Origin of the sequence: Mycobacterium sp. (genome assembly GCF_036488105.1) — a bacterium.
In the GTDB taxonomy this organism is placed as follows: Bacteria; Actinomycetota; Actinomycetes; order Mycobacteriales; family Mycobacteriaceae; genus Mycobacterium.
On the sequence record NZ_DASXHW010000279.1, the window covers coordinates 1 to 13,063 of the forward strand.

Genomic DNA, 13,063 nt, shown 5'->3' on the forward strand with positions numbered 1-13,063 from the left:
CCCCGGGCCACGCACCGACACCAAGGAGGCCCTGATGGCAATCGCCGTCGAACCCGCACTGTCCCCGCATCTCGTTGTCGATGACGCCGCAGCGGCGATCGACTTCTACGTCAAGGCTTTTGGCGCCCAGGAAATCGGCCGGGTGCCCCGCCCGGACGGGAAGCTGATCCACGCCGCAGTCCGCATCAACGGCTTCCTGGTGATGCTCAACGACGACTTCCCGGAGATGTCTGGCGGAAAGTCGATGACCCCGACGTCGCTGGGCGGCACCCCGGTGACCATCCACCTGACGGTGACCGACGTCGACGCCAAGTTCCAACGGGCTCTCGACGCCGGCGCCACCGTTGTCATGCCGCTCGACGACCAGTTCTGGGGCGACCGCTACGGCGTGGTCCGCGACCCGTTCGGCCACCAATGGTCGCTCGGTCAGCCGGTCCGCGAGGTCAGCATGGACGAGATCGCGGCGGCGATGGGCAGCGGCTAGAGGTCGGCCAGCTCGCGCAGCCGATCGGCCAGCCTGCGGTGCAGCGAAGGCGTAGGCGCGGCGGCCGCGGCGTCGAGCATCTCGGTTACCGAGGTGAACTTGTTGCGCGGCCGATCGCTGCTTTTGCCGCGGGCCACCTCGGCGGCGTCGATCGCCCGCCAGCCGGCGGCATCGACGACGTCGGACTGGCGCTCCCGCACCAGCTTGTTCAGCGCCGACGGCTTGCCGATCGGGTTGGTCAACGTGCCGGCGTTGTAATCGTCGACCAGTCGCTGAACCGTTTGCAGCGCACACGATTTGTTGGTGCCGATGAACCCCGTCGGCCCGCGCTTGATCCAGCCCGCCACGTAGGCGCCGTCGACAGGCTGGTCCGAGTCCGGATGGGTGACGCGGCCGCCGTCGTTGGGGACCACGCCTGCCTTGTCGTCAAACGGCAGATCTTTGATCGCCTTGCCGTGGTAGCCGATCGAGGTCAACACCAGCCCGGCCTCGATCGTCTGCACCTCGTCGGTGCCGGTGACGACGAACTCCATCCCAGTAACTCGCTGTTGCCCCGAAACACGCTGGGGCGTCAGGTTATAGGCCAGCCGGATCCGCGGCCGGGACGTGGTGTCCGGCGTCGTCGACGCGTCGCCGAGCGTGCTCAGGATTTCCAGCTTCTGCCTCGTCAAGGGGTCGGAGACGGTGGCAAGGTCGCGCAGCACCGCGTCGCGGTCCGCGCCGGAAACAACGACCTCGGCGGTGGTGGTCAGCCCGATCAACTCGGGCAGGGTGAACGCCGAATGCTCGGGTCCGCGGCGGGCCGCGATGACGACCTCCTGCACCCGCGACGCGCGCAGCGCGCTCAACGCGCGATCGGAGATGTCGGTGTGGGCCAGCTCCTCCGGGTCGGCGGTGAGCACGCGGGCCACGTCGAATGCGACGTTGCCGTTGCCGACGACGATGACCCGCTCGTGGCTGAGATCGACGGGCAGATCGGCGAAATCGGGGTGGCCGTTGATCCAGGCCACTAACTCCGTGGCAGTGCCGGTGCCCGGCAGATCCATCCCCTCGATGTCCAGCCGGCGATCGTTGGGCGCACCCGATGCGTAGATGACCGCGTGGTGATGCGCCAGCAAGTCGTCGTGACTCAGATGCTTGCCTACCTCGACGTTGAGGAAGAACCGGAATTCGCGGCGACGCGCGATCCGGTCGAAGAGCTGAGTGACCCGCTTGGTGGTCTGATGGTCCGGCGCCACCCCTGCACGTACCAATCCATAAGGGGTGGGCAGCTTTTCGAAGACATTGACTCGCACGCCGTGTTGAGTGAGCAGTTCGTCGGCAGCGTACATCGCGGCCGGCCCGGAACCCACGATAGCCACCGTGAGCGGACCGTCATAATTGCCGCGAACCTCGGGTGCCGGAATCACCGGCGCCAATTTGGATGTCGGCGGCAGCTTCTCGCCGGCCGGGCGGTCCGGATAGAACGAGGCGTTGAGCGCAATGAACGGCAGTTGCTCGGTCGTCAGCCGGGCGTCGGGTGCGATCGCACCCACCGGGCAGGCACTCACACACGCGCCGCAGTCCACACACGCCACCGGATCGATGTACAGCATCTCGGCGGTCGCGAAGCCCGGCTCGTCCGGCGACGGGTGAATACAGTTCACCGGACAGGCGTAGACACATGAGCCGTCGCTACAGCACGACTGGGTAATAACGTGCGGCATATAGACCGAGTCTTCTAGGCAGCCGTCGCCGCGGCCACGAGGTGCTGGCGCTGCGGCTCGCTGCGGTAGCGGGACGGCTTACCGTCGATCTTGCAGATCCGCCAGATCAGCTTGGCCAACGGGTTAATCAGACCTGTGTCGCGACAGAGCATCCGGACGTCACCGAACATGTCCCGCAGCATCTGACGCGACTCCGGCGAGGAGAAGAAAACCTCTTTGCGGACCGAACGTGGAATGTCGAACTCCCGCCAGAAAGCCTTGGGCGGCACCACAATCGCCGAACACAGGATCCGCATGGTCAGCGGCACGTACAGCGAGAGCCAGAAACGCTTGCGGCGCGACAGGTTCGGAACCCGCTTACGCAGATACTCGTGCGCGAACGAGATGTGGCGAGCCTCCTCGGCCACGTGGATCGCCATCACTCGCTCCATGATCGGGTGCAGTTCCTTGCCCTCACGCAGCACGTTCTTCTGGGTGTGGTCGATGGGCTCTTCGCCGGCCAGGATGCCGAACCAGAACGGGATCGGCAGCGGACCTGCCAGCAACGGGATGTACGGCTGGATCCACTTCAGCATTCGCGGCATACCGGGCACGTCGGCGCCGATGTGGTTCACCATCTCCTGGAACATCATGGTGTGGTTGCACTCTTCGACCGCTTCGTGCAAGCAGTACCGGTACTCCGGTGAGCCGTTGGGCACCCAGAACGCGTACTCCATCAGGCCGCGAATGAGGATCGACTCGAAATGCAGACCGACCTTGGCCACGTTGGCCTGACGCCACATGCCGATCTCGATCTGACGCTCTTGCGGCTGCGACTGGTACCAGGAATGCCGGCCCAGCGGGTCCGTCTTCGGGAGAATCCAGCGCGGGTCGGTGTCGATGACCGCGAACTCCGGCGAATTCCAGTCGATGTCGGTGTACGGGCTGAAGTTGCGCCGCACTGACCCCTCGGACAGCGTGTTCAGCATCTCCACGTACTTCCGGTCGTCCTGAACCTCCATGTTGCTGCGCCAGCGGCGCATCAACTTGGTCCGTGCCCGCTTTTCGGCGGTTCCCGTCTGAGCCATGCTCTGGCCTCCCCAATGAGGTTTACATTTGGACGTTCTATGTCCAACACAGTACCGAAGGTATCGGGAACTTACTAGACCCCAAACCGGCAGTGTGGCCCATCCGTGAACATATGTGCACTGTGACCTATTTCACATCGATATCGAGGGTCCCTACCGCCTGAATGTCGGCCTCAGCCCGGTCACTAACCTGATGAGTATGGCTGACCAGCTCACGATCCCCGACAACATCAAACCCGGCGACGGACGCTTTGGATCTGGCCCGTCGAAGGTCCGACCCGAGCAACTGCAGGCTCTTTCCACCAGCGCCGCCGCGCTTTTTGGCACGTCGCACCGGCAGGCGCCGGTCAAGGACCTGGTCGGCCGGGTGCGCAGTGGTCTGCGCGAGTTCTTCTCGCTGCCCGACGGCTACGAGGTGGTGCTGGGCAACGGCGGGGCAACGGCGTTCTGGGACGCCGCGGCGTTCGGGCTGATCGACCAGCGGTCTCTGCACCTGAGCTACGGCGAATTCAGCGCCAAGTTCGCGTCGTCGGTGGCCAAGAACCCGTTCATCGGTGATCCGATCATCGTCAAGGCCGATGCGGGCAGTGCACCCGAGCCGCACGGCGATCCCTCCGTGGACGTGATCGCCTGGGCGCACAACGAGACTTCGACGGGTGTCGCAGTGCCCGTCGCTCGGCCGCGCGACGCCGGCGATGCACTGGTCGTCATCGACGCGACGTCCGGTGCCGGCGGTCTGCCGGTCGACATCTCCGAGACCGACGCCTACTACTTCGCGCCGCAGAAGAACTTCGCCAGCGACGGTGGCCTGTGGCTGGCGATCCTGAGCCCGGCGGCGCTGAGCCGGATCGAGGCCATCGCCGCGTCGAACCGTTGGGTGCCCGACTTCCTGTCGCTGCCGATCGCGGTGGACAACAGCCTCAAGAACCAGACCTACAACACCCCGGCGATCGCGACGCTGGTGTTGATGGCCGAGCAGCTCGACTGGCTGTTGGCCAACGGCGGACTGGACTGGGCCGTCAAGCGCACCGCCGACTCCTCGGGGCGGCTGTACACCTGGGCGCAAGACCGCCCGTACACGACGCCGTTCGTCGCCGACCCCAAGCTGCGCTCCCAAGTAGTGGGCACCATCGACTTCAACGATGACGTCGACGCCGCGGCGGTGGCGAAGGTGCTGCGGGCCAACGGCATCGTCGATGTGGAGCCGTACCGCAAACTCGGACGCAACCAGCTGCGGGTCGCGATGTTCCCCGCCGTCGAACCTGACGACGTCAGCGCGCTCATCGAATGCATCGACTGGGTCGTCGAGCGGCTCTAGCAAGCACATCGAAAAAGCCCCAGGTATTACAGCGTGTCGAGCCTGGTTGCGGCGCACGCCTGAGTTAGAGTTCGGCCTTGACAGGCCTGGTGCGCTGGTCTGCGAGGAGCCTGCGAGGAGACACCATGCGGGAACTCAAGATCGTCGGACTCGATCTCGACGGCAAACACATCATCTGCGAGGGTGACAACGCCGCCGAGAAGTACAAGATCCGCGTCGACGACCGATTGCGTGCGGCGGTGCGCGGCGACGGGGCCCGGGTGAATCAAACCCATATCGACATCGAGGTCAACAGCATGTTGCGTCCCAAGGAGATTCAGTCCCGCATCCGGGCGGGTGCTTCGGTCGAGCAGCTTGCCGAGTCTGCGGGGGTGGATGTCGCACGGGTTGAGCGCTTTGCTCATCCGGTGTTGCTCGAGCGTGCCCGTGCCGCCGAGCTGGCAACCGCCGCCCATCCGGTGCTCACCGACGGCCCGTCGGTGCTGACATTGTTGGAGACGGTCACCTCGTCGCTGATGGCGCGTGGTCTGAACCCGGACAGCGCAACATGGGACGCTTGGCGCAACGAGGACGGCCGCTGGACTGTTCAGCTGGGTTGGAAGGCCGGTCGGTCGGACAACCTCGCGCATTTTCGGTTCTGCCCGGGCTCGCACGGCGGAACGGTCACCGCGGTGGATGACCCGGCCAGTGAGCTGATCGATCCGAACTTCGACCGTCCGCTGCTGCGGCCGGTGGCGCCGGTCGCCCAACTCGACTTCGACGAGCCCGAACCCGCGCCCGTCGAGACTCCGGCGCCGGAGCCCAAGCCCGAGCCGACGCGCAGCCGACGCACCAAGCCACCGGTACCGGCGTGGGAAGACGTGCTGCTGGGCGTTCGTTCCAGCGGGCAGCGTTAAAGGGCCATCGCGACCAACGCCAGCCACGCGCCCGTCACGCCCACTCCTGCCCCCAGCACCAGCCAGCGCAGCACCGGTGTGTGCCGCCATCCCCACAGCGTCGGCGCCAGGCCGCCGGCCGCAACGACATTCAGCCCGACGGCCAGCATCGGGTGCACCCGGATCAGGCCCAGACTGAGCACCACGACAGCTACCGCGGTGGTTGCGGCGACGAATCCGGCAACGGTCAAACCCGTTGCCCAGGGCGTGGATTCGTCGGCCATCAGCCGAGCCTAGCCCGCTCGTAGAACGCCAGCGCCGCCGCCGTGGCGACATTGAGCGAATCGGTGCCGCGTGACATCGGGATGCGCACCCGCAGATCGCTCGCTCTCATTGCGGCGTAACTCAGGCCGGGCCCTTCGGCGCCGACCAGGATCGCGACCCGCTCGTCACGCATCGTCGTCATCGCCGCCGGCAGGGCGGTGGAGCCGAAATCCGGGGTCATCGCCAGCAGTCGAAACCCGTTCTGCTGCAGTGCCTTCAAGTCGTTCGGCCAGTCAGCCGCGCGGGCAAACGGCACCAGCAGGGCATGCCCCATCGAAACGCGCACCGCACGCCGGTACAGCGGATCGGCGCAGCCACTGCCGAACACGACGGCGTCGACGTCGAGCCCGGCCGCGTTGCGGAAGATCGAGCCCAGGTTCTCGTGGTCGTTGACTCCCTCGAGCACGGCCACGGTCCGGGCGCCGTCGATCACGTCCGCGACAGTGCGCTCGGGGGCCCGACGTGCTGCGGCAAGCACCCCGCGGTTGAGGTGAAAGCCGACCACCTGCGCCATCACCTCCGCTGAGACGCGGTAGTAGGGCGAGGCGTTGCCGGCCAGATCCGCCTTCAGCTCGGCGAGTCGACGGTCGGTACCGAGAAAAGCCAACGGCGCAAACGGCGAAGCCAGCATGCGCTGCACGACCAGCACACCCTCGGCGATCACCAGGCCCTTGCCGCTGGGCAGGTCCGGCCTTCGGTCGATGCTGTTCAGATCCCGGAAGTTGTCCAGCCGCGCATCGCCGGGATCGTCGATATCGCAGACGACCACACCATCCTCGTCAGGGGTGTAGTCAAAATCGTTGTCGGTCAAGGGCTTTCGTCGACCAGCGCCAAGATAAGGTCGGCGGCCACGCGCAGGGTGTCGCGATCGGCGACTCCTAAGGTCTCCAGTCGCTGCGCGAGCCACTCTTGACTGGCCTGGCGCTCGGCCTCCATCAGCTCGGCACCGGCTTCGGATATCGACACCAGTACCTGGCGGCCGTCGTCGGGGTGTGCGACGCGGTCCACGAAACCCAATTCGGCCAACGAGGCGATCACCCGCGTCATCGACGGCGGGCGAACCCGTTCCCGGATTGCCAGCGCACCCGGCGTCATCGGGCCGAAGTTGGCCAACGTCGCCAGCGCCGACAGCTGCGACAGCGACACCGGGGACTGCGGGCGACGAAACCGCAGCTGCCGGGCAAGCCGCATCACCGCCAACGACAAGTCGCTGGCCAACCGGCTATCGCCATCGATCACAGCGCGAACGTTACGACAGAACGCCGGAACGTTAACCACGAATCACCGAGACAGGACGCCACAAGCTATCTTGATCACGATGTCCGTCGAGCCTGGCAAGACCATTAAGCCGCCGCCGCTGCCCGCTGTGCTGCTGGACCCGTGGCCGATCATCGCCATCGGCGCCCTGGCCTGGCTGGTGGCCGCGGTGGTCGTGTTCCTCACGCCCGCCCTGGCCAGCTGGCGACCGCTGAGCCTGGCCGGACTCGGCGTCGGGGTCCTGGGCACCTCAATTTTCTTGTGGCAGCGGGCCGCTGCCCGCCGGGGTGCGCGTGGCGCCCAAACCGGACTGACAACACCGGGCACGAAGTAGGAGGTTTGGTCATGGTGGCGCCGCTCTTGCGAGCCCAAGTCGATATCAAGGCACCCGTCTCGACGGTCTGGGCACTGGTCAGCGATTTCCGCCGAATGCCGCAGTGGAGCCCGCAGTGCCGCTTGATGCGGGCATTAGGCCCAGTGCGTCCAGGCACCCGCACCGTTAATCTCAATCGCCGCAACCTCTTGTTCTGGCCGACGACAGCCACGGTCATCGAGGTGATCCCCGACCAGAAGCTGGCCTTCCGGGTCAACACCAACAACACGGTCTGGAGCTACGAACTGCAGCCGATCCCGGAAGGCACCAGGGTGATCGAGAGCCGGCACGCCGAGAACGGCGTCAAGCCGGTGTCCGGCATGGCCGTGAACAGGTTCATGGGCGGGACGGCGAACTTCGAGCGGGAACTCGTCGACGGCATGAACGCCTCGCTGGCCAAGATCAAAGCCGCGGCCGAGAACAGTTAGCTTGACTCCGCGGGCGGCTCACTGGCTTCCGCGGGTGGCTCGGTCGGCTCCGCGGATGGTTCGCTGGCTGCCGCCGGTGGCTCACTCAGCTCCGCGGACACCTCGCCGGCATCCGCCGGTGACTCACTCGGCTCCGCGGGTGCCTCGCTGACGTCGAGCACGCCGTCGTCGTAAGGGTCGTAGATCGGCGAACCGCTACCCGCGGGGGCGGGAGTGTCGGAATGCGCGCCGCAGCCGTATTCGAAGTCGACGATGGATCCGTCGGCCGACATCTCGTTGCCGCACACCCCGAACATCGCCCCCAGCGAACCGGCGAGCGGTAGGAGGAACCCGCAGTCGCGGCAGACGCGCTTGGTGGACTGTGCCATCTGCGCGCGGGGGCCGTGGTCGCCGTCGTGCCAGCGCTGCGCCGCCTCAGCCCGGCCCCAGGCGCTCATCACCGTGCGTCGGCCCAGTCCGATCTCAGCGGCAGTCTCGTCGACCTGCGGGTCACCGGAAGACATGTAACCGGGCACCAGCCGCAGGTCGTCTGCCAGCGGTGCCAACAGGTCGCCGGGGCTCAGGTCGCCGGGCCGGACCCGCTGGTCCCAGGGCACCCACTGCGGGGCCAGCAACGAGCCGGGCCCGGGTACCAGCACCACCTCGCTGACCGTCGCATGGTCGGCACCGGGATAACTGGCCACCACGACCGCCCATTGCCAGCCCTGGTAGCCGGGCAGGTGGGCGAGGAATCGGTGGGTGGCGCTGGTGGGATCTTCGTAGCCGACGCCGAGGTAGTCGCCCACCGTGTCGTCGCCGCTGTGCTCGATGATCGCCGTCCGCGCCAGCTCGACAGCACCAGTCAGGACCGTCGCCAATTCGGGCGACCACTCCGTCGTGGTCGCCGTAGCCGCCCGCGCGGTTGAGTCGGTCGTGTCGTCCGTTGTTTCCATGGGCCTCTGATTCTGCCGCACAGTTGCGACGCACGGCCACACCGGTCGCCTGCGCACGACCACAGCCACCATGGGTGAGAATCGACGTATGTCTGGACGGCGCCGCGAGCACCCGGGTTCGGCTCCCGGCCGGCGTGGTCGGACCAGCCCGACGGCCGAGCATCCCGGCATGGCCAACTACCCGGCCGACGAGCCCGATCACCGCCGCTCGCAACGCCCGCCGCCGATGCCCAGCTCCAATCGGTACCTGCCGCCGCTGAATCGCGAGCCGGGCGCCCAGCGTAGTGAGCCGCCTCGCGCCGGTTCCGGCAGTGGTGAGCGGGTCACCGTCACGCGTGCCGCAGCCCAGCGCAGCCGCGAGATGGGTTCGCGGATGTACTCGATGGTGCACCGGGCCGCTACCGCCGACGGCGCCGATAAGTCCGGGCTGACAGCGCTGACCTGGCCAGTGGTGGCCAACTTCGCGACCGACGCAGCGATGGCCGTCGCGCTGGCCAATACGCTGTTCTTCGCCGCGGCCACCGGGGAAAGCAAGGACAAGGTCGCGCTCTACCTGCTGATCACCATCGCGCCGTTCGCGGTGATCGCGCCGCTGATCGGTCCCGCACTCGACCGGCTGCAGCATGGGCGCCGCGTCGCATTGGCCGCGTCGTTCGCGCTGCGCACCGTCCTGGCGGTGGTCCTGATCGACAGCTACGACGCCGCCACCGGCGGCTTTCCGTCCTGGGTGCTGTACCCCTGCGCGCTGGCCATGATGGTGCTGTCGAAGTCGTTCAGCGTGCTGCGCAGCGCGGTGACGCCACGGGTGATGCCCCCGACGATCGACCTGGTTCGGGTGAACTCCCGGTTGACCGTGTTCGGTCTGCTGGGCGGCACCATCGTGGGCGGAGGTATCGCCGGCGGGATCGAGTACGGCTGCGACCGTCTGTTCCAGTTGCCTGGAGCGTTGTTCGTCGTCATCGCCGTCACCGTGGCCGGTGTGTGGCTGTCCATGCGGATTCCGCGCTGGGTCGAGGTGACCACCGGCGAAGTTCCCGCCACCTTGAGCTACCGCCAGGGCCAGCGCCCCCGCAATTGGCCCGATGAGGTACGCCGGGCAAGTGGTGCACTTCGACAACCGTTGGGCCGCAACATCATCACGGCGCTGTGGGGCAACTGCACGATCAAGGTGATGGTCGGGTTCCTGTTCCTGTATCCGGCATTCGTCGCCAAGGCGCATCAGGCGAACGGCTGGGTGCAGCTGGGCATGCTGGGCTTGATCGGCGCGGCCGCCGCCGTCGGCAATTTCGCCGGCAACTTCGCCAGCGCGCGGCTTCGGCTGGGCCGGCCCGCTGTTCTGGTGGTGCGCTGCACGCTGGCGGTGACCGGTATCGCGCTGGCCGCGGCGGTTGCCGGCAATCTGCTGATGGCCGCGATCGCCAACCTGGTCACGTCGGGTTCGAGCGCGATCGCCAAGGCAGCCCTCGATGCGTCGCTGCAGGACGACCTGCCCGAGGAATCACGCGCGTCGGCGTTCGGGCGTTCGGAGTCGACGCTGCAACTGGCGTGGGTGCTCGGCGGTGCTCTGGGTGTGCTGCTCTACACCGACCTGTGGGTCGGCTTCAGCGTTGTCGAGTCGGTGCTGATTCTGGGCTTGGCGCAGACGGTGCTCAGCTTCCACGGCGATTCGCTGATCCCGGGCCTCGGTGGCAACCGGCCGGTGATGGTCGAGCAGGAAGGTGAGCGCAGCGACCACACCACCGCGGCGGTCCCGCGACAGTGAAGTCCACGGGTAAGCCCGCGGTCGCCGTACTGCTCGCGATCGCGGTGCTGGCATCGGTCGCTACCGGCGTCGGCGCGTGGGTGCTGGTACGTGAGCACGGTCCGCAGCGCCCCGAGATCAGCGCGTACTCACACGGCCACCTGACCCGGGTGGGCCCCTACCGCTACTGCAACGTGCTCAACCTGACCGACTGCGACATTCCGGAGACCGAGGGCGAGCTCTCGGTGAATTCCCGTGATCCCGTGCAACTTTCGGTGCCACCGTCGATTGGGCGGGCACCCTGGTGGTTATTGCGGGTATACGAGGACTCCGCCATACCAGCGACGACGTTCTACCGGCCGGGCGACCGCCTGGCAGTCACCATTCCCACCGTCGATCCGCACAGGGGTCGACTGAGCGGAATCGCCGTGCAGTTGATGACGGTGGTCGTCGACCGGTCAGGTGAGGTGCAGGGTGTCCCCCACGCCGAATGGTCGGTCCGGACGGTGTGGAACTAGCGCCTACCGCGAACTCTCGTCAGCAATGTCGTCCCGGGACTGCTCCAAACCAGGCGCGTCCGGGTCGTCGCCTTGGTGCTCCAGTTGATCCTGCTGCTCACGCTGGTCCTCGGTCACCTTCCTGGCATCCTTTGGATATGGATCGGGGTTGCCGCTGGTGTGCTTGTTCATGCGAGATCTTTCTCTGAGCCGCAAAAGTGCTTTCCAGCAGGATGTCCGGGATCGAACGCTTCGAAACCCGTCAGGGCAGCCCCTGGCCCCGCGGTACCCGCTCACTCTCGAGCGTCGGACCAGGGGGTGTGCCATCACTGAAAGGCCTGCCGCCCAACGCTTCCCGACCATGGGGTGTCAACCAGTTCGTCAGCTCCGGGCCCTTCGGCACGATCCCCGTCGGGTTGATGTCGGCATGCACGATGTAGTAGTGCTGCTTGATCTGGACGAAGTCGATGGTGTCGCCAAAACCCGGCGTCTGGAATAGGTCTCGCGCGTAGGCCCACAACACCGGCATCTCGGTCAGCTTGCTCCGATTGCACTTGAAGTGTCCGTGGTAGACGGGATCGAAGCGGACCAATGTGGTGAACAACCGGATATCGGCTTCGGTGATCGTGTCGCCGACAAGGTACCGCTGGTTTTCCAGTCGGTCGCTCACCCAATCCAGTGCGGTGAACAGCCGGTCGTATGCCGAGTCATAGGCCTGCTGCGAGCCGGCGAACCCGCACCGATACACGCCGTTGTTGATTTCGGTGTAGATCCGTTTGCCGACATCGTCGATCTCATCGCGCAGCGCCTCGGGATACAGCTGTGGTGCACCGTCACGGTGGTAGGTCGTCCACTCAGTCGACAGATCCAACGTCATCTGTGGGAAGTCGTTGGTGACGACCGCTCCGGACGGCACGTCGACGATCGCGGGGACGGTAATGCCTTTCGGATAGTCCGGAAAGCGTGCGAAATACGCGTCCTGCAACCGGGGAATCTTCAGCACCGGGTCGACGCCCCCCGGATCGAGATCGAAAGTCCAGCTCCGCTTGTCATGGGTTGGCCCGCAAAACCCAATGGACAGAACGCTTTCCAGTCCGAGCAGCCGCCGGACAATGATCGCGCGATTGGCCCACGGGCAGGCGCGAGCGACGACCAGCCGGTACCGGTCGGGTTGCACCGGATAGCCGTCGCGACCGTCGGCGGTGATCCGGGTTTCGATGTACTTGGTGTCGCGGGTGAAATCGCCGGCCTCGGCGATGTAGGCAGCCATGCGTCCAGCTTGCCCCAGAAGCCCGGATCTGGACTAGGGCTTTCGCCACCACCGGCCAGAGCGAATTGTCCCCAGCGCGAGCCCACGTACGAACAGCACAACGACGTCAAACAAATCTGTTATTCCTTAGAGCAGAACGACCCGCCACAACATCGTGACGGGTCGTTGCGAGCAGAATCAGCCAGCCATGAACTCGCGGTAGGCCGACTCCAAATCAGATGGCAGTGCCGTCACATTGCATTGCCGTTCGGTGTCACCAATGGGAGCCAGAACGCCACGCAGCTCGTAGTACTCGTTGGGATGCGAAGTGAAATAGCTGCGAAGCTCGGACGCCGCCTGTGGACGAGGCTGGCCGTAGGCGGCCATAACGACCTGGTTGGCGTCAGGATGCGCGGCAAGATATTGCTGCGCCGCGCCGGTCGCCGAGGAAACGGTGGTGTTTACACCCGCGGGGCTGCAGTCCGGTGCTGCGACCGCCGATGGCGCCCCGGAGATCCCCATGGCCAAGCCCCCAGCGAGCAGGCCTGCGCTGATCCCGGCGATGCGCCGGCGCGCGTCGATATTACTGATCTTCATCATCAGTGTCGTCCTTTGAATTGATCTGAACTGATAGCGGGAACACTGCTCGTCCCTGAATCCAACGTAGCCGAAGCGGATATGGCTCTGTCTGCCACGAAATCGCGCGCGGACTCTTATGGAGAAGCTGGGTCGACTGCTACAGGCGCCCGCGGGCCCGATTTGTGAAATGCGCGACAGAATCTGCCGCTCACTTACCGGGACTTCTTAGAAAA

Annotated in this window: 16 protein-coding genes; 7 read left to right on the forward strand and 9 right to left on the reverse strand. The window is 66.0% G+C overall.

Translation table 11 applies throughout. The annotated features are described in order from the left end of the window. Positions 1–34 precede the first annotated feature (34 nt). Positions 35–484, forward strand: a complete 450-nt coding sequence (locus VGH54_RS14235; RefSeq protein ID WP_331512683.1) for a VOC family protein — start codon at positions 35–37, stop codon at positions 482–484. Here the strand turns inward: VGH54_RS14235 and VGH54_RS14240 are convergent. Further along, on the reverse strand, positions 481–2,190 hold the full coding sequence (locus VGH54_RS14240; RefSeq protein WP_331512667.1) for an FAD-dependent oxidoreductase: 1,710 nt from the start codon (positions 2,188–2,190) through the stop codon (positions 481–483). The genes VGH54_RS14235 and VGH54_RS14240 overlap by 4 nt on opposite strands. 14 nt (positions 2,191–2,204) lie before the next feature. Then, positions 2,205–3,257 carry a diiron oxygenase gene (locus tag VGH54_RS14245; protein ID WP_331512668.1) on the reverse strand — a complete coding sequence of 351 codons (1,053 nt, stop codon included), beginning with the start codon at positions 3,255–3,257 and terminating at the stop codon, positions 2,205–2,207. A 199-nt stretch (positions 3,258–3,456) separates the two neighbouring features. Between VGH54_RS14245 and serC the strand changes: the two genes are divergently transcribed. Together serC and sepH are read left to right on the forward strand one after the other, a co-directional pair. Next, positions 3,457–4,575, forward strand: coding sequence for a phosphoserine transaminase (serC, locus tag VGH54_RS14250; protein ID WP_331512669.1), 1,119 nt, complete (start codon positions 3,457–3,459; stop codon positions 4,573–4,575). 125 nt (positions 4,576–4,700) lie between these two features. Further along, a complete protein-coding gene (gene sepH / locus VGH54_RS14255) occupies positions 4,701–5,471 on the forward strand; it encodes a septation protein SepH (protein ID WP_331512670.1) in 771 nt (256 codons plus the stop codon). Here sepH and VGH54_RS14260 read toward each other — a convergent pair. Genes VGH54_RS14260 through VGH54_RS14270 form a run of 3 tightly spaced genes read right to left on the reverse strand, consistent with a single transcriptional unit; the run spans position 5,468 to position 7,013 of the window. Continuing rightward, a complete protein-coding gene (locus VGH54_RS14260; RefSeq protein WP_331512671.1) occupies positions 5,468–5,734 on the reverse strand; it encodes a DUF2537 domain-containing protein in 267 nt (88 codons plus the stop codon). The genes sepH and VGH54_RS14260 overlap by 4 nt on opposite strands. Then, on the reverse strand, positions 5,734–6,585 hold the full coding sequence (locus VGH54_RS14265) for an RNA methyltransferase (protein WP_331512672.1): 852 nt from the start codon (positions 6,583–6,585) through the stop codon (positions 5,734–5,736). The genes VGH54_RS14260 and VGH54_RS14265 overlap by 1 nt, the downstream gene beginning before the upstream one ends. Continuing rightward, positions 6,582–7,013 carry a MarR family transcriptional regulator gene (locus VGH54_RS14270; RefSeq protein ID WP_331512674.1) on the reverse strand — a complete coding sequence of 144 codons (432 nt, stop codon included), beginning with the start codon at positions 7,011–7,013 and terminating at the stop codon, positions 6,582–6,584. Before VGH54_RS14270 ends, VGH54_RS14265 begins: the two co-directional genes overlap by 4 nt. A 79-nt stretch (positions 7,014–7,092) precedes the next feature. Here VGH54_RS14270 and VGH54_RS14275 point away from each other — a divergent pair, with 79 nt between their 5' ends. Both VGH54_RS14275 and VGH54_RS14280 read left to right on the forward strand, forming a co-directional pair. After that, positions 7,093–7,365, forward strand: a complete 273-nt coding sequence (locus VGH54_RS14275) for a DUF2530 domain-containing protein (RefSeq protein WP_331512675.1) — start codon at positions 7,093–7,095, stop codon at positions 7,363–7,365. Between the two features lie 11 nt (positions 7,366–7,376). Beyond that, positions 7,377–7,832, forward strand: coding sequence for an SRPBCC family protein (locus tag VGH54_RS14280; RefSeq protein WP_331512677.1), 456 nt, complete (start codon positions 7,377–7,379; stop codon positions 7,830–7,832). Here VGH54_RS14280 and VGH54_RS14285 read toward each other — a convergent pair. After that, positions 7,829–8,764, reverse strand: a complete 936-nt coding sequence (locus tag VGH54_RS14285) for a DUF3027 domain-containing protein (RefSeq protein WP_331512678.1) — start codon at positions 8,762–8,764, stop codon at positions 7,829–7,831. The two genes, VGH54_RS14280 and VGH54_RS14285, sit on opposite strands and share 4 nt — an antisense overlap. 88 nt (positions 8,765–8,852) lie before the next feature. Between VGH54_RS14285 and VGH54_RS14290 the strand changes: the two genes are divergently transcribed. Together VGH54_RS14290 and VGH54_RS14295 are read left to right on the forward strand one after the other, a co-directional pair. Further along, positions 8,853–10,526 (forward strand): MFS transporter, encoded by a 1,674-nt coding sequence (locus VGH54_RS14290; protein WP_414688708.1) that lies wholly within the window; start codon positions 8,853–8,855, stop codon positions 10,524–10,526. Then, the gene (locus tag VGH54_RS14295; RefSeq protein WP_331512679.1) at positions 10,523–11,023 is read left to right on the forward strand and encodes a DUF2771 domain-containing protein; all 501 of its coding nucleotides are present in this window, start codon (positions 10,523–10,525) and stop codon (positions 11,021–11,023) included. Before VGH54_RS14290 ends, VGH54_RS14295 begins: the two co-directional genes overlap by 4 nt. A gap of 3 nt (positions 11,024–11,026) precedes the next feature. On the opposite strand, the gene VGH54_RS14300 is transcribed toward VGH54_RS14295, so the two are convergent. The 3 genes from VGH54_RS14300 to VGH54_RS14310 form a co-directional block, all read right to left on the reverse strand. Next, positions 11,027–11,194 (reverse strand): hypothetical protein, encoded by a 168-nt coding sequence (locus VGH54_RS14300; RefSeq protein WP_331512680.1) that lies wholly within the window; start codon positions 11,192–11,194, stop codon positions 11,027–11,029. Positions 11,195–11,264: 70 nt separating this feature from the next. Beyond that, entirely contained in the window at positions 11,265–12,272 is a 1,008-nt protein-coding gene (locus VGH54_RS14305; RefSeq protein WP_331512681.1) for a glutathione S-transferase family protein, read from the reverse strand. Positions 12,273–12,449: 177 nt separating this feature from the next. Beyond that, positions 12,450–12,848: a heme-binding protein gene (locus VGH54_RS14310; RefSeq protein WP_331512685.1), complete on the reverse strand. Its 399-nt coding sequence runs from the start codon at positions 12,846–12,848 to the stop codon at positions 12,450–12,452. Between the last annotated feature and the right edge of the window lie 215 nt (positions 12,849–13,063).